Annotated in this window: 16 protein-coding genes and 1 pseudogene; 10 read left to right on the forward strand and 7 right to left on the reverse strand. The window is 68.2% G+C overall.

The window, feature by feature from the left end; translation table 11 throughout:
* Positions 1–371 precede the first annotated feature (371 nt).
* The 3 genes from WMF36_RS33545 to WMF36_RS33555 form a co-directional block, all read right to left on the reverse strand.
* Entirely contained in the window at positions 372–1,319 is a 948-nt protein-coding gene (locus WMF36_RS33545; RefSeq protein WP_437574860.1) for a hypothetical protein, read from the reverse strand.
* A gap of 430 nt (positions 1,320–1,749) precedes the next feature.
* Positions 1,750–2,805, reverse strand: a complete 1,056-nt coding sequence (locus WMF36_RS33550) for an isopenicillin N synthase family dioxygenase (protein WP_437574862.1) — start codon at positions 2,803–2,805, stop codon at positions 1,750–1,752.
* A 147-nt stretch (positions 2,806–2,952) separates the two neighbouring features.
* On the reverse strand, positions 2,953–4,368 hold the full coding sequence (locus tag WMF36_RS33555; protein ID WP_437574863.1) for an SOS response-associated peptidase family protein: 1,416 nt from the start codon (positions 4,366–4,368) through the stop codon (positions 2,953–2,955).
* A gap of 745 nt (positions 4,369–5,113) precedes the next feature.
* Between WMF36_RS33555 and WMF36_RS33560 the strand changes: the two genes are divergently transcribed.
* The 6 genes from WMF36_RS33560 (at position 5,114) to WMF36_RS33585 (ending at position 12,941) form a co-directional block, all read left to right on the forward strand.
* Complete coding sequence (locus WMF36_RS33560; RefSeq protein WP_437574864.1) at positions 5,114–6,328, forward strand: lactonase family protein; 1,215 nt, start codon at positions 5,114–5,116, stop codon at positions 6,326–6,328.
* A 27-nt stretch (positions 6,329–6,355) separates the two neighbouring features.
* Positions 6,356–7,060, forward strand: a complete 705-nt coding sequence (locus WMF36_RS33565) for an FAD-binding oxidoreductase (RefSeq protein ID WP_437574865.1) — start codon at positions 6,356–6,358, stop codon at positions 7,058–7,060.
* A 36-nt stretch (positions 7,061–7,096) separates the two neighbouring features.
* Positions 7,097–7,891, forward strand: a complete 795-nt coding sequence (locus tag WMF36_RS33570; RefSeq protein WP_437574866.1) for a BBE domain-containing protein — start codon at positions 7,097–7,099, stop codon at positions 7,889–7,891.
* Between the two features lie 304 nt (positions 7,892–8,195).
* Positions 8,196–8,783, forward strand: a complete 588-nt coding sequence (locus WMF36_RS33575; protein ID WP_437574867.1) for a hypothetical protein — start codon at positions 8,196–8,198, stop codon at positions 8,781–8,783.
* A gap of 203 nt (positions 8,784–8,986) precedes the next feature.
* Positions 8,987–9,373: a WD40/YVTN/BNR-like repeat-containing protein gene (locus tag WMF36_RS33580; protein ID WP_437574868.1), complete on the forward strand. Its 387-nt coding sequence runs from the start codon at positions 8,987–8,989 to the stop codon at positions 9,371–9,373.
* Between the two features lie 403 nt (positions 9,374–9,776).
* Positions 9,777–12,941: a hypothetical protein gene (locus WMF36_RS33585; protein WP_437574869.1), complete on the forward strand. Its 3,165-nt coding sequence runs from the start codon at positions 9,777–9,779 to the stop codon at positions 12,939–12,941.
* Positions 12,942–13,326: 385 nt separating this feature from the next.
* Here WMF36_RS33585 and WMF36_RS33590 read toward each other — a convergent pair whose 3' ends face one another.
* Together WMF36_RS33590 and WMF36_RS33595 are read right to left on the reverse strand one after the other, a co-directional pair.
* On the reverse strand, positions 13,327–13,761 hold the full coding sequence (locus tag WMF36_RS33590; protein WP_437574870.1) for a VOC family protein: 435 nt from the start codon (positions 13,759–13,761) through the stop codon (positions 13,327–13,329).
* A 98-nt stretch (positions 13,762–13,859) separates the two neighbouring features.
* On the reverse strand, positions 13,860–14,489 hold the full coding sequence (locus WMF36_RS33595; protein ID WP_437574871.1) for a hypothetical protein: 630 nt from the start codon (positions 14,487–14,489) through the stop codon (positions 13,860–13,862).
* 952 nt (positions 14,490–15,441) lie between these two features.
* On the opposite strand from WMF36_RS33595, the pseudogene WMF36_RS33600 reads away from it, so the two are divergent.
* Positions 15,442–15,855 (forward strand): annotated as a pseudogene (locus WMF36_RS33600) (alpha/beta hydrolase); the annotation flags it as partial.
* Positions 15,856–16,224: 369 nt separating this feature from the next.
* Positions 16,225–16,455 carry an MYXO-CTERM sorting domain-containing protein gene (locus tag WMF36_RS33605; RefSeq protein WP_437581988.1) on the forward strand — a complete coding sequence of 77 codons (231 nt, stop codon included), beginning with the start codon at positions 16,225–16,227 and terminating at the stop codon, positions 16,453–16,455.
* Between the two features lie 1,493 nt (positions 16,456–17,948).
* Here WMF36_RS33605 and WMF36_RS33610 read toward each other — a convergent pair.
* Positions 17,949–18,266: a hypothetical protein gene (locus WMF36_RS33610; RefSeq protein ID WP_437574872.1), complete on the reverse strand. Its 318-nt coding sequence runs from the start codon at positions 18,264–18,266 to the stop codon at positions 17,949–17,951.
* 32 nt (positions 18,267–18,298) lie between these two features.
* Positions 18,299–18,571, reverse strand: a complete 273-nt coding sequence (locus tag WMF36_RS33615) for a hypothetical protein (protein ID WP_437574873.1) — start codon at positions 18,569–18,571, stop codon at positions 18,299–18,301.
* 52 nt (positions 18,572–18,623) lie between these two features.
* On the opposite strand from WMF36_RS33615, the gene WMF36_RS33620 reads away from it, so the two are divergent.
* Both WMF36_RS33620 and hrpA read left to right on the forward strand, forming a co-directional pair.
* The gene (locus WMF36_RS33620) at positions 18,624–19,274 is read left to right on the forward strand and encodes a glycoside hydrolase family 11 protein (RefSeq protein WP_437574874.1); all 651 of its coding nucleotides are present in this window, start codon (positions 18,624–18,626) and stop codon (positions 19,272–19,274) included.
* A gap of 684 nt (positions 19,275–19,958) precedes the next feature.
* Complete coding sequence (gene hrpA, locus WMF36_RS33625; protein ID WP_437574875.1) at positions 19,959–23,729, forward strand: ATP-dependent RNA helicase HrpA; 3,771 nt, start codon at positions 19,959–19,961, stop codon at positions 23,727–23,729.
* Positions 23,730–23,749 lie beyond the last annotated feature (20 nt).

Consider the following 23,749-nt stretch of genomic DNA (forward strand, 5'->3'; position numbering starts at 1 on the left):
TTTGCTTGGAGAGGATCCACATGAAGGCGGGAAGGCGGGAAGATCATTCGGGTTTTCTTCCCGCCTTCCCGCCTTCATGTTCAAATGACCCCACTACCCGAGGACGCCAGCTGATCGGACCGCGCTCTGCGAAGCCGCAACAGCCCGCGAAGGCGGACGACGAGCCCGCTCCCAGACGGTCGCGAGCGCCCCGGGCCCGAGGTCCGGCGGTTGGGCCCGAGTTGGGCCCATGCCCTTCGAACCGGTGCGATCCGTGGTCACGCCCCCCTGGAACTCCGGGGAAAGCGACGGATCGCAACGGTTCGTCCCCGCGGAACAGTCCCGCCAGGAACACCGGTCGATGGCGAGCGGTCGCCGGGGCGCTCCGAAGCTCACCAGCAGTCGCGGGTGCTCCAACCGTTCTGAACCACGGTGGCACATGCCCGGCCGATGTTGTTCTCGATGAAGGTACGGTTGCTGTTGATCGGCGCCCAGATGTTGCCCACATTGGCGCCGCTACACCCTCCCTTGGAGTTGACTCCCAGGAGGACACCCGAACGAACGGTGCTATCTGGAGTGGTCGCTGCGCTGGTCAGGAAGCGCAGCGGCCCGCCCGAATCGCCGGCGCACAGGTGCGGGTCGGCCTGTGGGACAGTCTTTGTGTAGGCTCCGCCGCTCAAGGCAATACCAGAGAAATTTCCCCCGCGAAGCCTGCCGTCGCTCGCCGGCGAGTCTGCGTAGCCGTAGGCGGTCCCGATGGTCGAGTCACCGCCTGAATTCAGATAGGCTGCGTCCTTCTGCACGACGTTCGCGAAGTTCGTGCCAAAATTCAGCGTGGCGACATCGCGATCCGCGTTGTCACCGGTCCATGCTTGCGTCGCCGTGTGGTACACGCCCAGGTACGTCGACGGCACCGCCCAGCTTGCCTGCAATTGACAACCACCGGCAGGATCCGTGATGCAAGTCCAGGTGCCGTCTTCGTTCATTCGGTAGGCCGCAAACGACGTGGTCCCGGTATCCGGCGGATTGTAGTTGACGTTCGGCGGATTGGCCGTATCCGGCGTCAGCCAGCGACGAACACAGTGGGCGGCGAGCACTATCGCATCACGAGACACGACCTGCCCGCTGCAGCCGGACATGACCCACTGACTCCCGTTCCAGAAACCAATATCAACGATGCCGCCTGCCCAGCGATTCGAGACAAGCGTTCCATTCGCTAGCCCTTGTTCAGCTTCATCGAGCTCCATCTCGACGACCGCCGGTCCATCACCTGCGACCTGGTCGCCGCAGGACGCAAGTCCGACCGACAACAAGCCCATCCCTGCCAACACCTTGTTCACTCTAAACTTTTTGAACATTCATATCTCCCGTACCTGTGGAGGAGTCGCCCCTCCACGACCGCCACCCGGAGCGCCGAGCAGGTTGAAAATTCCCTGAATCCGATGAGTTGCGAAGCCCGACCGCGCCGCCGGGAAGCAAGCTCCAGGGGCAAGGAATGAAGAGCCTCATGACAAGGCCTCCCGCCGTACAATCTCCGGGTTCCGTCCCCGCGATCACAAATTCGTCGCGCGCAGATCCCGGCGCCCGCATCCATGCGGCCGAGACGTCGTCGGAGATGCTGGCGTTGATCTTGCGGCTCTTGGCGACCAGCCTGGTCCACGCCGACCCCGGTGGTGAGGCTGGCCAGCATGGAGGTGCCGATGTCGAGGTGGACGCCGATGAGGCCCATGCCACCGCAGATGACGAGGAACGTCGAGGTCGCCCCGCGCATCACGAGCGTGCGGCGCGAAGTCGCTCGCCCGCTGTCTCGAGCCCTCGAGTCGGCTCGAAGCTCCGTGGTCCCATGACCTTCGCGAACAGGTGCTCACCGGCGAGGACAGGTGGATACCTGGCGGGCCGGTCGGGTCCCATACAAGTGGGTAAGCAGCTGACGACCGCGTCGTAGTTGCCATCGAAGAACAGCGCGACGGAGCGACGCTTCGCCGGCCCGGGTTGGCTCTCGGGCGGCGGGACCACGCGGTGCAGCGTGGAGCGCCAGCGGTCGTTGGTCCAGCGGGCAGTGAGATCGCCGAGGTTCACGAGCAAGGCACCCGTGCGTGGGATCACGCCGTGCCACGCGCCGTCCGGGCCGAGGATCTCGAGCCCGGGCACGGGATCCGAATAAAGCACCGTGACGATGCCATAGTCGCTGTGGGCTCCCATTCGCATCTGTCCCGAGCGCGGCGCGTCGTCGTCGTGGCGACGTTCGTAGTGGTTGACCCGCAGGGTCAGCGTGGAGCGCTCGACGTACGGCCGAAACCAGCCTTCGGTGAGGCCGAGCGCGAGCGCGAACACGTCGGTCAGTCCGAGCGCGACGCGCACCGCGGAGTCGAAGTAGTCGAGCAGCGCGGGACGCAAGCTCGGGACATCCGCGGGCCAGACGTTGGGCGCGAAGAAATCGTGCGGGTCCTTGCGGTAGAACTCGTCGTCCGGCACCGGATCGAGGCCGATGTTGAAGGCCTCGAAGAGATCGGGCGAAGGCGCCTCGATTCCGAGGCTGTAGCTCAACGCTTCGGTCCCCCGCGCCGCATACCCGCGGTTGATCCCGGGATGCGCCGGCCGCACCAGGAGCTTGCGATCGAGCGGTAGCGCGAAGAACTCGTCGCTCGCGGCGCGCATCGCGGCGATCGTCGACTCGGGGATCCCGTGTCCGACGACCTGCAAGAACCCGCTCGTTTCGCACGCCGCTGCCACCGCGCTGGCCACTCGCGCGCGCTCGGAAGGGTCATCGCTCTCGAGCGGCGCGAGATCTACGGTCGGGACGAGCTCGTCGTCGGTGGAGGCCATGGTGCCCTGGTTCGGGTCAGACGCGCTTGAACAGGCGCCGGCAAAATACCATGCTGCCGAGCCTCGCGCAGAAGAAGGTGAGCATGGGCGCGGCCCCGTCCGGAACGAAATAGTCACCGACCCGAGGCGCCCCGACAACCGGCAACTCTAGAGGCAACCGCAAGCGAGCGAGCCTTCGCGCAGCGAAGAGCCGTCGGCGTCGGCGTCGTCGGTCCAGAAGAACGGCTTGACGCCGCCGCTGCACTCCGCGTCCGGCGCGAGCGCGATGCCTTCGTTGTTGGAGTCCGGCAGCCCGCCGGGGTGCGTGAAACGCCGCTCCAGCACGAAGCGCCCGAGCGCGTCGTCGATACCGAGCACGGCGGATTGGTTGTCGCACGTGTCGTCGCAGTAAGCCCACAACCTCCCGGTGTCACGGTCGAGCTCGAGCCCCATCACGCCCCCGAGCGGCGTCGAGATGCTGGCCACCAAGGTGGCCGCGCCGCTCTCGTGGTTCAGCGCGAAAGCGTACACCTTGCCGGTCTCTTCCACGCCCACCAGAAACAGGCCGGCGCCGTGCTCGCCGTAGTCGCTCGGGACGTAAGCTCGGGCCTTGCTCTCGTCGAAGAAGTGGTGCGCCGTGAGCAAGCTGTCAGCCGCCCAAGTGATCGCTTCCAGACCCGCGTTCGGGTCGACCTCGGGCAAGAGCGCGGTGAGGTTCCATTCGTGAGTCGCGGTCAGCGTCGCTCCGGCGGCCGTCACGTCGTAGCGCAACACGGACAGCCGGCTCACGGACGAATCGTCCGCGTCGCGCTCGGCGCACACGTAGACGCCCGCGGCGCTCGTGGCGGCGAACGTCACTCCCTCCGCGTCGGGCGTGCCCTTGCCGTTCGGGTAGTGCAGCCGTTTGCCGGAGGCCCAGTCCTTGGACGTGTCCGGCGCGTAGCTCCCTCCGCTCTTCAACAACCGAAACAGCTTGGCGGAGAGGTTGTCGGTCGCCCACAGCACTCCGGGCGCCTCGTAGGTCAGCCCGCTCAGATCGCGCTCGAACGCGTCCTCCCTGTCGAGCGTGCGCACCTCGGCCTTGCCGGGCCACGGCGACAGCTGCGTCGAGCCCGCCGGGCACGCGCCGGCACCGCCCGCCCCCGCGCTCGCACCACCGGCTCCGGCGCCGTCGCCGGCGGCGCCGCCAGCGTTCGGGGTGCCGGCCACGCCGGCCGAGCCCGCGACAGCCGCAGCGCCGCCGCTCCCTCCCGCAGCACCTGCTTGTGCTGCGCTCCCGCTCGAGCCTCCTGCCACGGACGAGGCGCCGGCCGCCGACATACCGCTTGCCCCGCCCGACGGCGCTGGCAGAGGCGGCTCGCTCGAGCCGCTGCTGCACGCGGCCAGCCATGCCATCGCGACGACGGTCGCGTAAGCCCGGAGGTTCATCGTCTTCTTACCCTCGGCCTTGAACTCTCGCCAACCGGTCGCTGACACCAAGCAACGATAGCGCTCGAGCGCGCCACGCCACAATGGCTTGTGTTCGAGATCCTCCGCGCGAGCGTCAGCGTGGCGTGGACGAGCGGTGTGCCGGCGGTGCGTCACGTTGTGACGGCGCGTTCACTGCTGGCTGCGGCCGGCGGCATTTTTGCGGCTGTGTAGGACGAGCACGCCTGGGCCGCCGGCGCAGGGCGTTCGACGATCTCCGGCCGCGCAAGGGCGACGCCGACGCAAGACGCCCGATGCTGCGAGAGCGGTGTTGTTCGTCTTATCCTCCCGGCCCGTGGCACCTCGACCTCAGAAAGTCTCCGCCCCGTCGAGCGATCCTCGTCGGGTGCGCGCGCTGGGCAATGCCGTCCGCCAGGGCGCGATCGCGGTTGTGGGATGGCTCGTTCTGGTACGAGCGGAGGCCGCCCACGCCGCGAACGTGGGGGCCGCGGTGGAGCTCGATGAGCAGCGCTGCGTGACGCTCGACGCGGTGCGGGCGGCGGCCGCGCTGCGCGGAGGGCACGTGGACGCCGACTCCCCGGTACGGCTCCGGGTCCATGTGCGCGAAGCGGAGCCGCCGAGCGCGGTGACGCTCGTGATCACGGGAGAAGGCGCTCACGGCGCCATCGAAGCGCGCACGATCGTGGCAGACTCCTGCGCGGAAGCCGCCTCAGCGCTCGGGCTGGTCGTCACGATGGCCGGCGAGGACGAGCAGGCCCCGGTCGAAGCTTCCCGCGCCGAGCCTCCCTCCCTGACGCCGCCGGCGAGACCGTCGCAAGGCACAGCAGTCTCCAGGCCAGATCGCCCGGCCGGTCGAATCGCGTCACGCCGGCCGCAAGCGGTTGCCCGCACAGCGAAAGAAATGCCGCGTAACCATGCCCTTGCCAGGAATCGTCTCGACGTTCTGGGCGCGCTCTGCGCGATCTCGCTCCTCGGAGCAGCCTGCGGGAGCACCGCCGGCAACCAGCCGGCCGGCGGCCCCGGGGGGATCGCGTCCGCGCCTGACGCGACGCTGGCCACCACCGCCGCGGGAGGCTCGCTCCTCGCCTTCGTGAGCGGCAAGGAGGGGAAGATCCGCGTCTACTCGGTCGACGAGCGCAGCGGCGGGTTGGCGCTGCTCCAGGCCAACGCCACGGAGGGGCTGCCGTCTTTCCTGGCCGTGGATCCGGCGCGGGCCCTGCTGTTCGCCGTGGACGAGGACAATGCCCTGATCCGCTCGTTCGAGCTGGACGCGGAGAGCGGCGTCCTCACCGCGATCAACGCGGTCAGCGCACAGGGCGACGGCCCAGCCCACCTGTCGCTCGCCACGGCCGGTGACTGGCTGCTGGTCGCCAATTACGAGGACGGCAGCGTATCGGTGATCCCTGTCGCGCGGAACGGGGCTCTGGGCAACGCGACCGATACCGAGAGCCCAGGCGCGAAAGCCCACATGGCGATCACCGATCGGAGCGGCGCCTATGCCTTCGTGCCCTGCCTCGGCGCCGACCTGATCGCCCAGTATGCCTTCGACAGCATCCAGGGTCTGCTCGAGCCCAACGCGGTCCCGAGCGCGGGCCTCCCGGCAAACTCCGGTCCGCGGCACCTCGCGTTTCATCCGCAGGGCGCGGTCGCCTTCGGGATCAACGAGACCGCGAGCACGATCACGTCGTTTCGGTTCGATCGAGCCTCGGGCCGGCTGACGCCCATCGCGACGGCCTCGACGCTGCCCGAGGGGTACTCGGGACGAAACACCGGGGCCGAGATCGCCGTGCACCCGACCGGCAGGTTCGTCTACGGTTCCAATCGCGGGCGCGATAGCATCGCCGTCTTCTCGGTCGACGCTTCGTCCGGGAAGCTTTCGCCGCTCGCCGATGTGCCGTCAGGGCACGGCGGCGGCCCGCACAATCCGCGCAGCTTCGCGCTGTCGCCAGACGGCCATCTCCTCTATGCCGCCAACCAGGGCTCCGGTCAGCTCGTCGCATTCCGTATCGGGGCCGACGGCAAGCCCGCGCCGCTCGGCGTCAAGGCGCAGGCGCCGGGCGCCACGTATGTCGGTTTGTTCCGCTTCCCGGCCCACCGCGAGCCGGCGCCACGATAGAGATCGACCTCCGGGAGGAGCTACCTCATGATCGCGCACCATCCGAGGGTTCAATGGCTTCGCCGCCTGCAGTGCTTCCTGCTGTGGGCGACCGTCGTCCTGGCCAGCGCTTGCCGGCCGCCGGCGGCCGCCGACCCGATCTCGCCCGTGGACCGGGCGCCAGACGCGCCGGCGCCGACGCAAGATGCCATCGCGCGATGCCTCGCCCCGGCCGCACCCAGGGCGGTCTTTCCGAGCTCGGCGGGCTACGAGCGCGACCGCCGTGGCTTCAACCTCCGTATCCAGGTCCTTCCGGGCGTGATCGTCCACCCCGTGAACGTCCCGCAGGTCCAGGCTGCGGTCAGGTGCGCCCGTCGCCTCGGCCTGAGCATCGCGGTTCGCTCCGGCGGCCACAGCTACGAGGGCTACTCGCTTGGCAAGGACGGCGGCATGATCATCGATCTTGCCGGCATGACCGACCTCGCCATCGACAAGGACCGAAAGACGGCGACGGTGGGCGCCGGGTGGCGCCTGGGCCCGCTCTATCACGCCGTGTGGCAGCAGGCGCAGCTGGCGTTCGTGGCGGGCAGCTACCCGAGCGTCGGCCTGGCTGGCCAGAGCCTCGGCGGCGGCTATAGCTTGATCTCCCGCAAGTTCGGCCTGGTCGCGGACAATGTCCTGAGCATGACGGTCGTGGACGCGGAAGGAGAGATCCTGAGCGCCGACAGCATCAACAACCCCGATCTCTACTGAGCCCTGCGCGGCGGCGGCGGCTCGTTCGGCATCGTGGTGTCGTTCACGCTTCAGCTACACCAGCTCCCGGATACGGTCGCGGTGTTCCGCTACAAGTGGCCGCGCGAGGCGATCAAGGCCGTCATGACGGCCTATCAGCGCTGGTCGCCGGCTCTCCCGCCGGAGGCGAACGCCATGATGGTGGTGAGCTCCAGCGGCGTATCCGTCAAAGGTTTGTACATCGGCGCCTCGTCGGCCGCCGCCGCGGCCGCCGCGCGCCTGCTCGCGACGGTGCCTGGCGCGAAGACGCTCTTCGTCGAAGAGATGCCCTTCATCCAGTCGGTGCTCTTCTTCGCCGGCCTCCCGACGACCGACCCGAAGGTGCTCTCGCCCGAGCGCCTCGTGATCGAACCGGTCTGGTTCAAGGCCAAGTCGGTGTACCTGGACGCCCCGCTCTCCTCGGAAGGGGTCGACATGATCGTCGAGTCGCTGGCCGGGACGGTGCTCGGCCCCGACCTCATCTTCAACACCTACGGCGGCGCGATCGGCGCCGTGGCCCCGGACGCGACGGCGTTCGTCCACAGGAAGACGATGTTCAGCATGCAAATCTACCTCGAGGGTGACGCGAGCACGAATCATGACGACGCCATGGCCTGGATGACGGCGTTCGGTGACAAGCTGCGGCCGTACGCGTCCAGGTTCGCCGTGCCGAACTACATCGACGCCGACCAGAAGGATTGGCCGACCGCCTACTACGGGAGCAACTTGGCGCGGCTCGTCGCCGTGAAGCGGAAATACGACCCGCAGAACGTCTTCCGTTTCGCCCAGAGCATCCCGACTCACTCTCCCTGAGGGGTGGTGGTCCTCCACCGCGCTCGCGCAAGGCCGGCGCCAGGCCGCGGAGGGAGGGCCGGGGCGCCCTCCGCCGCCCCATCGCCCGCGATGAAGGGCCCGCGGCATCACCGGTTCCACCGTACAGCCACGCTGTACGCGCTGGTTGACATCGAGCACCGCACGCGATCCGCGTCCCTCCTTGAAAAGCGACGCTGTATCAATAACTTATTCATCTGTCGAAGGGGCCGCTCTCACGCCACGGCCTGCGGGCTTCGCCGTCGCTCTGGCGCCCGCTGCTGAATGACGGTATTGGGGATCGAAGATGCATCCTGCATTCTCCAGCATTCAATTCGGCCCCTTTGCGAGCGCCTACCACGCGGCAGCGATGACCCCGGAGTTCAAGGAGGCGCTTGGCGCATTTCTGGAGAAGGAATTGCTGCCGCAGGTCGAGCAGCCCTTCGAGTCGACGAGCGGAGCCTTGGTGGCGGCCTACGACGCCGAAAGGTACTGCGGTCCGAACAGCGCGGTCCGCGACATCTATAGGCTAGAGCTCGCGTATCATCGTTCGTCGGGCGATGACACGATCAAGGTCGAGCTGGTGTTCCGTGCGCAGGCCAGGGCGTTCTCCGCAAGAAGGAACAAGCCGCTCTACCTCTGGACTCCCGCCCGCCGCGATCGATACCAGGCGGAAGGTCGACAGCTCCAGCACCTCTGCGGCTGCATCGCGAGGCACGAGGGCGTGGCGGCTGTTTGCCCCTTGTGTTCGGCGGTGCTGAGCGTCCACAATTCGCCAAACCTGTTTGATGTGAGTTGCCCGAGCCGCTGCTTCAAGTACAACTATCACCGAGATCCGGCGAACGGGCAGTTCCTGCACGGTCACTTCTTCCGGAAGGAGCCCGGTGATCTCTGACCCCGCTCCTGTCGGATGTCGGGCAGCTGGTACACATATTCGTCCTCACGCCGATCTTCCTTGTGGTGAGGGCACGAGACATCGGACGACCACCGCCGCTGCCAACTGACGATGTCCACCGTCGCGTGCCTTCGCCAGCAGCGCGGGGGGCCTGGACACGATCGCGAGCGCCCCCGGTGCACCGGCCTGGTATCGTGCCCGGAATGAGCATCCGGCACAGCGCCGTCTGGGGACGAGGTCGCCTGATTGTCATCGCGGGATCCGAGGGGCACGTCCTCCGCTCGGAGGAGGGCGGCCAGCGCTGGAAGAGGGTGCAGACGTCCACCCGCCAGGACCTGAGCGCGCTCGCGGGCGCCGGCGCGGCGCTGATCGCCGCCGGACACTGCGGGACCCTGCTGTCCTCGCGCGATGACGGGCAGCGCTGGTCCGACGTGGGCTGCGGCGCGACGGCGGACCTGCGCGGCGTCGCCCTGCGGGACGACGGCGAGGCCATCGCGGTGGAGCTCGGCGGGACGGTACTCCGCTCCGGCGATCACGGCCAGACCTGGGGAGCCGTCCTGCGCCGCAAGGCGCTCGGGGACGCCGCGTAGCCGCAAGAACATCCCGGGCCCGACCAACGCCCGGAGGGCGATGTGTGCCCGCGCCACGCCGATGCGCCCCTTTGCACGCCCTTTGCACGCCCTTTGCACGCCCTTTGCACGCTCTGCGCCGCGCGGGGCCCACTCTTTCGACCCATGAACGACGCGTCGCGACGCTCGCGGTCCCGCCACTTCGATTCGCCGCGCCACACTTCTTCGCGCAGCGATCCGGCTTCTTTTACCTACGCGCCCCACGCGCTCGAGAATAGCACGAGGGCCGAGGCGTTCCGGGTTATACTCGAAGCTCAGTACGCCACTGCCGCGGGCTACGCCGCCCGCCCCTACGAGCATCAGCGGGAGCCTCGACGCCCCACACGTGGTCGTCGTCGGCGTCGCGTTCGTCTAGACTCGAAGCATGTTGGAACCGCTGTCGGAGGTCCGTCGACTCGGAAGCCTGAGCTTCGCGAAGCGGGGGCGGGCGCTTGCCCTGCTCGCCCGCGGCTGGGATCAGGCCACGGCCGATCGGGTCATGGCTGCGCTGGATGGGGGCGACGGCGACGAGCGGCGGCTGGCGCTGGACCTGGCGACCTATCGTCGGGACGTGGCGCGCATCGAGAAGGCGCTGCGCGACCCCATGATGCGTCGGGCTGCGCTTTCCTCGTCGCGCCGAGTGCCGGTGTCGGAAGAAGCGTTGCTCCAGGCGCTGCGCGAGGGGAATCGCCGCGAGGCCCGCGGGGTGGTCCTGATCATGCACAGGCACCGTCGCGTCGCCCAGGCGACGGCGGTCATTCCCCTGGTCATCGCCAGGCATGGTGTGGGGCTTGCGACACGCCTCTTCGCGACATGCGATCTCGACACGCTGGAACATTACGCGGCCGAGCACGAGGCCGCGTGGAGCGAGCTGGTGACGCGTGCGCCGGAGCGGGGCCTTCGAGTGGCACTGGCGACGAGGCGCAAGATCACGACGGACGAGGCCACGCTGTTCTGCACCCGATATCCGAGGGAGGCCCTGGCGCTGCTCGTGCGGCGAGATGCCTTGGATGGGAGGGCGATCCACGCCCTGGCGATGGCTTGCCCGGCCGAGCTGCTCGAGGTCTTGCGCCGGAACGACTGGACTGTCTCTCTCGCCAACTGTCCGCTTCCATCCGGATTGCTGCCGATCTCGACGCTGCCAGCCGAGGATGTGCTGGAGCTCCGGAACCGGAGCAAGCCCCTCGACGCCTCCGCCGATCCGCTCTTCCGCTTCCTGCCCCTGGCCGAGCGCGAACGTCTCCTTGGCGCCGAGCTGGAACAGGCCGCGACGGCGGCATGGTTGCCCCGTCCTGGCATGGAGGCGCGGCTGGCCACGATACCACCGGCGAGCGTCACGCGGCTGACGGCGGCGGCCCTCATTCCTCCCGTCGATCCGGACACTCGGCGCAAGCGGCTTCAGGCCATCGAGAAGCACCTCGACCTTGCCCAGCTGCGATCCGAGCACGAGGCGCTGGGCGCGGCCAAGGACCGGGGCGAGCGCGCGGCGCGGATGGTTGCACTGGTGCGTTCGCTCCGCCGCGGCGCCGACCCGGCGACCTGCGCGTCCGTTCTCGCCGAGGTGGAGCCGGCATGGCATGGCCCGAGCCGCCATCTGGTCATGGCCGAGCTGACCCAGCTGTCCGATCGTCAGGTCTCGGAGATCCCCGTGCAGACCTATAGGGACGCCCTGCTCACCACAGTGCAGTCGCGCGAGTCGAACGCAACCACCCTGGCCCAGGCCGAGCGGGCCGTGCACAAGGCCATCGGCGCCGCGATCCTCCGGGACAGCATCACGCGCGCGGCGCAGTTGCTCGGGCTCCTGGTTCAGGTTCGCCTGGATCCCCGGGTGCGCTGGCGCGCCGACAAGGTGCCGGCGCCCGGCCAGAAGCCGTCCATGGAGTATCTGCCGAGCCCGCTGCGCATCGCCGAAGGTCTCGCCGCCCAGCTCCATGCGGCCTACGAGGGCGTGCGCCTCGACGGCACCACACCCATGCTGGGACCGGTGGCGGTCGGTCGCCACGAGCCCGAGGCGGAGCGGCTCATCCTGGACCTGCTCCTCGGAAGAACACCGAAGACGCCGCGGCCCCCGCGCAAGCCCGTCACATGCGGCGGGCCGCTGGACGAGGTGATGGGGTACGTCCCGGAGATCAGCTTGAAGGAGACTGCCCTGGTCGACGAGCTGCTGGATCGGGACGATACCACCGATCCCCACAAGACCGATCTGGTGGCGGCGATCTCACCATCGGCCCCCGGGCGGTGGACGCCCTCCCAGCGCAGGCGCTTCACGCAGCATCTGCTGCGGGTGGCACGGGACGCCAGCCTCGATCTCTCGAGGCGCGTCAAGGCCATCGGCCGCGTCGAGGACGCGCCGCTGCTGCTCGAGCTGCTGCCGGGAGCGGCCGGGCCGGTCGCCGCCGCGATCCTGGCGCGGTGCGCCCGGATCGCTCCGCCGACCGCCGAGCTCCGACGGCTGTTCCTGGAGCGCGCGCGAAGATCCGGCGTGGTGGGTCGCGCGGCGATGAGCGCCCTCAACGTGCTGTCCGAGCGCATGCCCGGTCCGTTCGATCTGGCGCCGTATCGTGAGCTGCTGCTGTCGAAGGACTGCGCGGTGGTCAACCGCAAGAACGCCGCCGGCAGGGTTTCCGCCTCTGCGACCGTGGAGGCTCGCGACCTCCTGATGGAGGCGTGGCGGTCCGAGGACTTGCACCCCAGCATCCGGCCGGACATCCTGGCGGGGTTGCTGCGCTTCGTTGACCAGGCCGACGTCCGACAGGTGCTGATCGACGGCATCACGACGGTGCCGGATACGTGGCCGCTGCTCAACCCCGGGTCGAGACTCCTGTTCCCAAACGAGTCGCGGACGCGCCCCGCGGTGGCTCGCGGCTTCGTGGCCTTGGCCGAGGTGCTGGTCGACTGCGGCGACGAGCGTATCGCTTCCACGGCAGCGGGCGTCTGCATTGCCCAGCATGACTTGTGCTCGGAAGGGCTTGGTCTGGCTACCAGGCTCCTCGCCGAGGCGCGCACCTCCGGCCGCGTCCTGGTCCAGACTGTCGACTCATTGAGCCGCCTCCCTGACGCCGGATTACCACACTGGCAGGCGGCGCTGGCCCGGCTCGTCGCAGCAGCGAGCGGCAGTCGGACCTGGGCCGTGGCCCGACTGGCACGGCTCGCGCCCAGGCCACGGGCGTTCCGGGTTGCGCTCGGCCTGGCTCAGAAGGCTGCAGGCCTGCGCCTCACGGCCGCCGCCTCACTGAAGGAGATCCTCGACGTCGATCTTGTCGAGGTCAGGTTTGCCAAGGAGCTATGGTCGGAGTATCTGGCCCTGGTAGACGAACAGCCTGCGCGTCGGATCCCCTCCACCGGCAAGCTGAAGGATTCCAGGCTCGCCGCCTCCCTGATCGATTGGCTCATCCAGCATGGCGGACTGGCGGCCGCGCTGTCGGCTGCCGAGCTGTCGCTGCAGGTCGAGAAGCAACTCCGAGACAGCCCCGCATGGCGCGCTCGGCGGGACGCCATCCGCGCAATGCACGCTGACGCCGCCGAGCGTTTGCTGCTGGCGGACACCTAGCTTCGTCGGTGTCGCGCTCTGCTCCTGCGCCAACGGCGCCCACCGCAAAACCCCGAGGATTTCCATGCCCCCTCGAAGGTCTTCTCTCCCTCGACGGTCATCACCTCGGGCTGGACGGGGGCGCCGGCCGCTGGGCCCTCCGCGGGGGGAAGCGTCGCGGGAGCGGGCGTCGGGGGCTCCGGAGGAGCGGGCGCGCTCGGCGCAGCTGGAGCGAGCACGCTCGCCCCCGGGAGAGCGGGCGCGCTCAGCGCGGGGCGCCGCGACGCGAGCGCAGCGGCGCCGAGGAGCGCGAGCCCCGCCAAGGCGCGCCGCGCGGGGCGGGGGCTGAGCGGCGGGGGCACGGAGGAGCCCCGGAGGGGGCGACGTGGGGTCGACCCTGGTTGGTTCAGCCCGAAGCCTCCAGCAACGCCGCGTCGTGCGCCTCGGCGCCGGGCCCGAGCGGCTGGCCGTAGGAGAACTCGACGTAGTTGCCGTCCGGGTCCTTGAGCGCGCAGAAATAAGCCACCGGATAGGGCAGCTCCTTGGGCGGCCAGACGAGGTGCGCTTCGCCGCGGCGCGCGATCTCGTCGACCGCGGCGCGGCTCTCGAGCGCAAACCCGAAATGACTCATGTCCTCCGGCGCCTGCGGCGCGCGCTGGCCGCCCTCGATCATCACCAGGACGAACGTCCGCTCCTTCCCCTCCTCGGCGAGCCAGGCGACCCGCGTGCCGGCGTCGCTGCGCTCGTGAACCACCTTGAGCCCGCAGAACTCGCGATAAAAGGCGATCGTCGCATCGAGGTTGCCTACGTGGAGCGCGACGTGGGTCATCATGGGTTTCATTGTAAACTCCCCTTCTTTTCTCCCCCGGCAGCGTAGCAGGCGAACGAGCGCGGCAGCAGCCGGGCCGCGCCCCGGCGCGCTCGAGCGGAGGTCCCGTCCTAGGCGGGCTCGAACGCCTTGCTCGACGCGTACCCGCGCGCGGCGGACCGGATCTTCGCGATCTGCGCCGCGTCGAAGGAGACGGGCGCTCCGGTGCGCGCGTAGCTCATCACGTTGTCGTCGACGCCGCTGTGCCCGAGCCCGAAGAAGTGCCCGAGCTCGTGCGCGAGCACGGTGGGCCGCGCGTTCGCCGCGATGATGACGAAGCGCCGCTCCGGCGTCGCCCGGTGCCGCCAGTGCACGCCCATCCGGAAGCGCCGCGGATCGTCGACGTCCCGCAGCGACGCGACCACCATCACGTTGATCCGGCGCGCCTCGATCGCCGAGGCGAGCGCGTCCCGGTCCTCGCGCGTCTCGAGCCGCGAAAACCGCGGGGCGAGCGCGCGCGAGCCGACCTTGCGCAGCGCCACACCGGCGGGCTCGAACAGCCGGACCGCCTCGGCGATCTGCGCGTCGATCCAGGCGTCGTCGCGCACCGGCTTCCCCGCCTCCTCCTCCGTGACCGCGATCGAGAGGGGAAACGCCGGGAGGGGCGCGGGCACGCGCCCCTCCGCGCGGGCCAGGCCCGAGGCGAGCGCGCCGGCGGAGAACAAGCCGGCTGCGGCGATCACGGCGCGGCGGGAGACCATGGATAAGGCCCTATACACGGCCTGCATGCTCGCTGTCTACGCTTCGCCACGGGGGTTGCCCCTCATCGACGCAAGACTCGCTTCCGGCTGGTGACCCTCCTTGGCCGGACGGGATTCGAACCCGTTGGTTCCCTTCGCGAGGTTTCAGCTACTTCTACATGGCATCCTCCTCGCCCAGGCTTCGCCAGGCGCACCGAAATCTACGTTTAGGGCAAGGGTGGCGAAAAACGGACAGACATTAATCTCACGAAGCAGGTCCTCGTCGCCTGGGAGGGCACGAAGCCTGTCCTCTCCGAAACGTTTCGAGCTCCTTGTCCCTTGACCGCTTTCCCAGAGGGAGGCAACGCGGCGTATGGGGCGCGAGCCGCCCCTGGCACGCGTGCCCGCACGGATCAGTTGTTGGTACAGCGGCACTTTTCCAGGAGGGAGGCGAATCGCGTAAGGTTTCCTATATCAACCGGCACGTGCGGCGTGGCTGTACGATGAGAACGTTCACAACGAGGCGCTTGACATTCGGATCGCATTTGGATTCTCTAGCCCCTCGGAATCGCGTTTGGATTTCCTCGCCCTGTATGCTCCTCGGAACGCCTGAGGCGTAGTTTTGCATGCCAGCTGCAGCGCGGCGCGCGACCCGTGCGTCGGCACGTGCCGCTTGCTTGGGACACCACGGTGCCAATGCAAAATGCGCCAACGCACTTGTAGCGCGGTCCATGGAACTAGCGCGGGCCATGGAACTCGAGTTTGATTTTTACGCACGTTGGAGGTCCTCATGCCCTTGAAGAACTGGCCTGCTGTCCTTTCGTTCTCGGTCATCTCTGTCCTCCCCGCCGCGGTGTATGCCAGCGACCCCGCGGGTCTTCCCGTTCCGCCCAGGGGCTTCGATGCCAGGGACGCCAGCATTCCCCATGGGAAGGTGGACGTCTCCGTCAGCTATCCGACCCGAAACTACGGAATGCGGAAGGTGACGGTTTATACACCGCCGGGGTATTCGACGAGCCAGAAATATCCTGTCGTTTACCTGCATCATGGAATCGGCGGCAATGAGGTCTCCTGGATCGGCCAGGGGAGCAACGAAGGCAATGCCGACAATATCATGGATTATCTGTACTCGAAGCAGATGGCCAAACCCATGATCGTTGTGATGCCCAGCGGCAAGATGGACGGAGCGGACGATTTCGCGCGCTTCGCAAACTTCGGGGACGTCCTGCTCCACGACCTGATCCCCTGGGTCGAGGAGACTTATTCCGCCGCCACCGATGCCGATTTGCGCGCCATCTCCGGCCTGTCAATGGGCGGGGGGCAGACCTTCAACTTCGGGTTCCCCAACACCGATGTCTTCCATTACATCGGACCGTATTCAGCTGCGCCCAATACCCAGCAGCCAAGTCAGACCATCAAGGATGTGGCTGCGGTCAAGGACAACGTGAAGCTCATCTTCATCTCTTGCGGCAGCACAGACGGCCTGATCGGCAATAGCGAAAATTATCACAACTTCCTGGATCAGAACAACATCGACCATATTTACCAGATCGAGCCGAACGAAGGCCATACCAAGACCGTCTGGAACCGCAGCTTTTACAACTTCGCCCAACGCATTTTCCTCGACGGGGGCGCGACGGGCGGCGGTGGGGCCGGTGGGGCCGGTGGGGCCGGTGGGGCCGGTGGGGCCGGTGGGGCCGGTGAGGCCACGGGCAACGGCGGTAGTGCAGGGGACGGAAGCGGAAACGGCGGGGGCGTGACCGGAGGTGGTGCCGTCACGACAGGCGGTTCTGCAGCGACTGGCGGGCAGGTTTCGAGCAGTGCGAGCGGCGGCACCGACGAAGGTACGCCCCCGACGGAGGACTCTGGCTGCAGCTGCTCGGTCCCCGGGTCCGAACCCGGAACGCCGCCTTGGCGCTTCGGGATCCTTCTTGCGGCAATCGGAGCCGTCCTCTTCAGAGCGCGAGCAAGACGGAATCGAGGCTGAGCGGCCGAGCGTCGCTCGAGCTCGCACAGCGTAGAAGACGGCGGATGCGCCATGGAGGGCCCGTGGAGGGCACAGCGTGTGAAGGCGGCGCCGTTGATGCCTGGATAAATTGGTTGAACTAGCGTCGCTTTCCCCGGAGGTGGTGGATCGCAGCCTGCGGGGATTCTGGCGGGGTGTGACGACGGATCGCGCCCCTTCGGGAGGCATGGGCCCGACCCGGGCCCAATCGTTCTATTTTTGGTTCGGCTTCGCAGTCGATCTCGACTTCGTCGTCGGGCCAGGGCCCTGCGGTCCGAGATAGGCCGGACACGCGGAATGCAATCGGATCTCGTCCGAGAGCTTGTTCGAAGCATCCTCGCTTGGACGAGCTCAGCGTGGCGTGTAGATGATCTCGGCAACCCGGTCGGGTAGGCCGGGGAGGTTGCCCTCCCCGGCCCCCCACAGATCCGGACATGCGGGACTACCACATCCGGCTCTTCGGTCACGGGTTCGCTGCTCGAGACACGTGAATGGGCGAGAGGCTCGGCGGCGGAAGCGGATAACGCTTCAACAGGTCGTTCATTCGCGCCCAATCTACGCGTGCGCGTTGCGAGCGGCGGTCAAGCCATCTCCGCCACGCGCAGGTGACCTCGTCGCGGAAGCGTTCGAGGGCATCAGAGTTTCCGGTGATCCCGAAGTACCCATAGTGCCCTGAGGGGTTCGCCGAAGCGGTTGCCCTCGGTGCGGGTGAGCGGCACGGCGCGGCGCCTCGGAGCGGGGCGCCGCGCCGTGCCGCTCACCCAACCGAGGGCCGCCGTACTGGAGGTTCGGGGCGCAGGGCGCCGCAGGCGACCCGGAGCCCCGAGCGTTGAAGAGCACCGTCCTGCGCCGCAAGGCGCTCGGGGACGCCGCGTAGCCGCAAGAACATCCCGGGCCAGCCCAACGCCCGGAGGGCGATGTGTGCCCGCGCCACGCCGATCCGCCCCTCTGCACGCTCTTGCACGCTCTGCGCCACGCGGGGCCCACTCTTTCGACCCATGAACGACGCGTCGCGACGCTCGCGGTCCCGCCACTTCGATTCGCCGCGCCACACTTCTTCGCGCAGCGATCCGGCTTCTTTTACCTACGCGCTGAACGACGCGTCGCGACGCTCGCGGTCCCGCCACTTCGATTGGCCGCGCCACACTTCTTCGCGCAGCGATCCGGCGTCTTTTACCTACGCGCTCCGTAGACGACGCTGCCGGCGAGCCCGCGGCGCCGACGCACCCGGGCACGACCAGCGACGCGCCCGAGCCTGGCGCCACGCCCGCCGCGGCGCGACCTCTGCCGCTCACGTCCCAGAGCCGGAACGCGCCTCTCTGCGCGATCCACTCATAGGATTCTCGTCCGGCCCGTCTCAATCCTGTTGGCATTTTCCGCCCCCTCTGTGCCAACGTCGGGTGAAAAATGCGATCCATAAAACAATAAAACCGTGCAAATGGGGTTGTGTCGCGGCCGCTCCATGGTGTATAAATTTAGTCGAATGACCACATAATTTTCCAGAGAGAGCATGGGTGTCCGGATAAGATTTCGGACTCTGCGAAGGCGGGCGCCAGCATGATATTCTTCGCACGGACATCGAGAACGGCGCCGAGCGTGTTCGACGGGGGACATTCTACGGATGGTTCACGGCGCCACTGCTGGATCTGCTGGCCGAACTTCTCAACCGCGCAATTGCCATCGGTCAGCGGCAGCCGGAGCTCTTGCCGGGAATTTTCGGCGGTTTTGCCCGAAAATCGGTCAAGGCATAAGCCGTGAAACATCATATGATCACAATCGTCAGCAAGCAACATTGGAAAACATCTATGACAAATTTGAAACAGAATCAATTCTCTCGTTGGTTCATACTGGCGTTCGCGTCAGTCGCGCTAGCAGGCTGTGGCGATGGTGCCGATACCACAGGGCCCTCGAGCAGCTCATCGTCTTCTGGCAGCTCTTCATCCTCCGGCTCCGGCTCCAGCTCATCTTCGAGCAGCTCTAGCTCATCTTCGAGCAGCTCTAGCTCATCTTCGAGCAGCTCTAGTTCGTCTTCGAGCAGCTCCAGTTCGTCTTCGAGCAGCTCCAGTTCTTCTGGTGGCGATACACCGGTTACACCCATCCCCGATCTGTCCAAGTTCTCAGCCTACACTGAGAGATACACTGACAAAACGGTGATCACTTCAAATCACGCAACGGGCCACGTTGGTGATTTTTTCTTCACTCACTGGAAAGATGGCGGCTCGACATCTTTGACCGTGGACCCGAACGGCGAATTCAGCGTGACCTGGCAGGGCGGTGGCTATAACTATGTCGGTGGTCCAGGATGGCATTACGGAGATGAGAACAGGGTGATCGGCTACCGATTCAATAGCGACAGCGGCGCGAGCTACATCACTTTGTACGGCTGGGGGTACGACAAGAGTATGCCCACTTCAAACGCGGCACACCTGGTGGAGTATTACATTCTGCAACGATGGAGTTATGATCCCAGCCAGGGCGCTACCGCTGGCAAGACCTTCACGAGCAATGGGGTTGAGTATTCCACTTACCGCTCAACGCGGCAGCAGCAGCCCTCTATCAATGGTCGCACCACTTTCTACCAGTACTGGAGCAAGCCTGCTCAGCAGCAGGCCCTCGGAGAGGACCACAAAATCATATTCGCCGATCACGTGAAGGCATGGGCCGACACCGGCTGGATTGTTCCGAACATGAACAATCTGGACGCGAGTGACGACCCCACCTATCAGGTCATGGCCGTCGAGGTGTTCAACCCCGGTAGCAATGGAACTGCATCGGGTCGCGTCTGGGACGAGACGCCCTGATCGAAAGAAGCTGTGGCACTCCTGAACGTTTCGTGGGTGATTAGCTGACGCCCAGAGCGTCACGAAGGCACACGCCCCCCTTACCCCTCCACGATCATTTCGGCTGGTTCCATGCTCAATTGAGCCAGCGGGCGAGCTGCGAGCACCCCGGCACGTGCAGGGTCGTGCCCCGAGCCGACCGAGCCGACCTTCCCGGAAGTAGCCGCTCCGCAGAGCGCGTTCTGAGGCGAGCTCGTGGAAGGCGGCCCCGCGCGTAGAGTCGCAGCAGGAGGAGCGCGCGGGAGCAGCCGGGCCTGCCGCCCGCGATCGACGCCGGGGTCCTCTCGCTGCTCGAGCCGGACCCGGCGCGCCGCGCCCAGAGCGCCCGCGCCGTCCTCGATGCGCTGGACGCCGCCGTCGCCGCCCCGCGCGTCGCGCGGCCCTCCCCCGGCCCGACCGAGCTCATGCCCCCGCGCGACACCCTCACCTCGGGCGAAGGCTTCTCGTCCCTCGTCACCACGCTGATGCCCTTCGGCACCCTCGGCTCCACCTCGCCGCGGCAGCGGACGCGGGATTGACGGAGCGGGCGCGCGCTGACGGGTGAGGGACGGCGCGTCGCCGCGTGCCCGACGACGCGCCGCGCTCCGGCGAGCGCACGGCTTCGAACGGCGCGCCGCGGCGGGAGGTGCTACCCCCTCGCGCACCGTGAGCACCCGCGTTCCGCAAGAGCCATCCCCCGCGCCGGCCGCCCCCGGCGGCCGGACCTCTCCCCCGCCCCCGACCGCGAGCCCGGTGCGGTTTCCCGAGGAGCTGCCCATCTCGGCGCGGGTGCACGACATCGCCCGGGCCATCGAGGCGCACCAGGTGGTGATCGTCGCGGGCGAGACAGGCTCGGGCAAGACCACGCAGCTCCCGAAGATCTGCCTGGCCATGGGCCGCGGGCTCACCGCCCGGATCGGCGTCACGCAGCCGCGCCGCATCGCCGCCACGAGCGTCGCCGCCCGGGTCGCCAAGGAGCTCGGCGTCGAGCTGGGCAAGGAGGTCGGCTACAAGATCCGCTTCTCGGACAGGACGAGCCCGACCACCTACGTCAAGTACATGACCGACGGCATCGTCCTCGCCGAGATGCAGGGCGACGCGCGGCTCTCGGACTACGACACGCTCATCATCGACGAGGCCCACGAGCGCAGCCTCAACATCGATTTCCTGCTCGGGTACCTCAAACGCCTCTTGCCGAGGCGGCCGGATCTCCGCGTCATCATCAGCTCCGCGACGCTCGAGACCGACCGGTTCGCGGCCTTCTTCGACGGCGCGCCCGTCATCGAGGTCTCCGGCCGCACGTATCCCGTGGAGGTCATCCACCGTCCCCCCGAGAGCGGCGAGGAGGAGATCGCCGATGCGGTCGCCAACACGGTCGAGGAGATCACCGCGATCGACCCGCGCGGGGATATCCTCGTCTTCCTCCCCGGCGAGCGGGAGATCAACGACACGATGGCCGAGCTGGAGCGCCACGGCCTGCCGCACACGACCCTCTTGCCGCTCTACGGGCGGCTCCCTCAGGGCGACCAGCAGCGCGTGTTCCAGTCGCTGCCGGGGCGGCGGATCGTGCTCGCGACCAACGTGGCGGAGACCTCGCTGACCATTCCAGGCATCGTGTATGTCGTCGACTCGGGGCTCGCCCGCGTGAACCGGTACAGCCCCCGCACGGGCGTCACCCAGCTCCAGATCGAGCCCATCTCGCGCGCGAGCGCCGATCAGCGCAAGGGGCGCGCGGGCCGCGTGCAGAGCGGCGTGTGCTTCCGGCTCTACGCCGAGCAGGACTATCAGGCGAGGCCTTCTTACACCGATCCGGAGGTCCTGCGCGTCGGCCTCTCGGGCGTCATCCTCACGATGAAGTCGCTCGGGCTCGGCGCCATCGAGGATTTCCCGTTCCTCGACGCGCCGTCGAAGCGGGCGGTGGACGAGGGCTACCGGGTCCTCGAGGAGCTCGGCGCGCTCGACGACGCGGGCGCGCTCACCGACATCGGCCGGAAGCTCGCGCGGCTGCCGCTCGACCCGCGGCTCGGCCGGATGGTCCTCGGCGGCGAGGGCGAGGGGGCGCTCGCCGAGGTGCTGATCATCGCCGCCGCGCTCGGGGTGCAGGATCCGCGGGAGCGGCCGCTCTCCGCGCAGAGGCAGGCCGACGACGCGCACCGGAAGTTCAAGGACGAGACCTCGGACTTCGTGGGGCTCCTGAAGCTGTGGAGCTTCTATCAGGACGCGCAGGGCCGGCTGACCCAGAACCAGCTGAGGAAGGCGTGCCGCGATCAATTCGTGTCGTACCTCCGCATGCGCGAGTGGGTCGACGTGCACCGGCAGCTCAGCCGCATCACGCGGGAGATGGGCTTCTCGCCGAACGGCACGCCCGCGAAGGGCGACGCCATCCACCGCGCGCTTTTGCCCGGCCTGCTCAGCCGGATCGGCATGTGGAACCAGGAGAACAGGGTGTATCTCGGCGCCCGACAGACCCGCTTCCAGCTCCACCCCTCGTCGGGTCTCGCCAGGAAGCCGCCCGCGTGGATCATGGCCGCCGAGCTGGTCGAGACATCGCAGCTCTTCGCCCGGACGGCGGCGGGCCTCGATCCCGCGTGGATCGAGGCCGCGGCCGGGGCGCTCTGCAAGCGCAGCTACGGCGATCCTCACTGGGCCGCGAAGCCGGCGGCCGTGATGGCCAAGGAGCAGGTGACGCTGTACGGCCTGCCGATCGCGCGCGACCGCAGGGTCGATTACGGGCCGATCGATCCGAAGTCGGCGCGCCAGATCTTCCTGCTCCACGCGCTGGTCCGGCAGGAATACACGACGCGCGGGGCGTTCATGGAGGCGAACCGCCGGCTCTTCGAGGAGGTCAGTCGGCTGCGCGACAAGGCGAGGCGGAGCGAGATGCTGGCCGACGAGCACGCGCTCGAGCTCTTCTTCGACCGGCGCGTGCCCGAGGGGGTCTACAGCGGCAAGACGTTCGAGGCGTGGCGGAAGGAGGCCGAGGAGAAGGACCCGCGGGTGCTGCACCTGTCGCTCGCCGACGTCCTGCTCGACGAGGCCGCGGAGCTCTCGCCCGAGCGCTTCCCTGACGCGCTCGACCTCCATGGCGCGGCCGTGCCGCTCTCCTACCGCTTCGATCCCGGCGAGGACGACGACGGCGTCTCGCTGTCTCTGCCGCTCGTGCTCCTGCCGCAGGCGGATCCGGACGAGCTCGAGTGGACGATCCCCGGGTGGCACGCCGAGAAGATCACCCTGCTGCTCGAGTCGCTGCCGAAGTCGCTCCGCAAGGCGCTGGTCCCTCTCCGGGAGACCGCCCGGGAGATCGCGGCGGAGCTGCGGCCGTTCCAGGGCCCGATGCGGTCCGCGCTCGCGCGCGCCGTCGAGGAGCGCACCGGCGAGCGCGTGCCGGCGGACGCGTTCCGGCCCGAGGATCTCCCGCCCTACCTGCGCTTCTACTTCCGCGTGCTCGGCGAGGACGGCCGGGTGATCGGGGAGGGGCGCGGCCTGCGGGAGCTCAAAGAGCGCCTGTCCGGCCGGGCGCGCGAGGCCTGGGCGAAGGTCGGCAAGGCGGGTCTGGAGCGGGACGGGCTGACGTCGTTCGCGATCGACGCGCTGCCCGAGGGCGTGCAGGTCGACGCCGGGGGACAGAGGGTGCTCGGCTATCCGGCGCTCGTCGACAACGAGACCTCCGTCTCGGTGCGCGTGCTCGCCTCGAGGGCGGCGGCGGCCGAGGCCACGCGCGCCGGGCTGCGGCGGCTCATCTTGCTGCAGCTCGGGAGCAAGATGAGCCAGATCGAGCAGCCGCTGCGCAGCGCCGTGGCCGTGAGCGGGCTCGGCGCCAGGGTGGCTCCGGGCGAGCCGGGTCTCGCCCGGCAGATCGCGCTGCGCGCGCTCGACGAGGCGTTCCAGCTCGGCGATCCCGCGTCGTTCCCGAGGACCCGGGCCGCGTTCCAGGCGCGCCTCGACGAGGGCCGGCGGTCGCTGCAGGGCGTGCTGGGGAGGCTCTCGGGGCTGGCGCGCGACATCGGCGTCGAGCTCGATCGCGTGCAGTCGATGCTCCGGTCGATGACGGGGAAGCCGGGCTCGCCGAGGCCGTCGCTCGACGACGCGCGCACGCAGGTCGACTTTTTGCTGCCGGTCGGGCTCTTCTCGCGCGCCCCGCTCGACCGGCTCGCGCACCTGCCGCGCTACCTGCGCGCCATCCAGATCCGGCTGGAGCGGCTGCCCAACGGGCCGCAGAAGGACCAGGCCAAGGCCGCGCAGGTGCTGCCGTTCTGGCAGGACTACCTCAAGCACCAGCAGGCGCTCCGCGAGAAGGGGGTGCCCGCGGAAGAGCTGGAGTCGTTCCGCTGGCTGATCGAGGAGCTCCGGGTGTCGCTCTTCGCGCCCGAGCTGAAGGCGGCAGTCCCGGTCTCGACGCAGCGGCTCTCGGAGCAATGGAAGCGACTGCTGGGGTAGCGGGGCGGAGCCAGAGAGAA

Source organism: Sorangium sp. So ce887 (assembly GCF_051521455.1).
GTDB lineage: Bacteria > Myxococcota_A > Polyangia > Polyangiales > Polyangiaceae > Sorangium.

Bases quoted from the DNA above. Each gene is read 5' to 3' on its own strand.
- WMF36_RS33550 (WP_437574862.1), bottom strand. From the start codon at position 2,805: ATGGCCTCCACCGACGACGAGCTCGTCCCGACCGTAGATCTCGCGCCG.
- WMF36_RS33560 (WP_437574864.1), top strand. From the start codon at position 5,114: ATGCCGCGTAACCATGCCCTTGCCAGGAATCGTCTCGACGTTCTGGGC.
- WMF36_RS33565 (WP_437574865.1), top strand. From the start codon at position 6,356: ATGATCGCGCACCATCCGAGGGTTCAATGGCTTCGCCGCCTGCAGTGC.
- WMF36_RS33575 (WP_437574867.1), top strand. From the start codon at position 8,196: ATGCATCCTGCATTCTCCAGCATTCAATTCGGCCCCTTTGCGAGCGCC.
- WMF36_RS33580 (WP_437574868.1), top strand. From the start codon at position 8,987: ATGAGCATCCGGCACAGCGCCGTCTGGGGACGAGGTCGCCTGATTGTC.
- WMF36_RS33585 (WP_437574869.1), top strand. From the start codon at position 9,777: ATGTTGGAACCGCTGTCGGAGGTCCGTCGACTCGGAAGCCTGAGCTTC.
- WMF36_RS33590 (WP_437574870.1), bottom strand. From the start codon at position 13,761: ATGAAACCCATGATGACCCACGTCGCGCTCCACGTAGGCAACCTCGAT.
- WMF36_RS33595 (WP_437574871.1), bottom strand. From the start codon at position 14,489: ATGGTCTCCCGCCGCGCCGTGATCGCCGCAGCCGGCTTGTTCTCCGCC.
- WMF36_RS33610 (WP_437574872.1), bottom strand. From the start codon at position 18,266: ATGTTGCTTGCTGACGATTGTGATCATATGATGTTTCACGGCTTATGC.
- WMF36_RS33615 (WP_437574873.1), bottom strand. From the start codon at position 18,571: ATGGGTGTAACCGGTGTATCGCCACCAGAAGAACTGGAGCTGCTCGAA.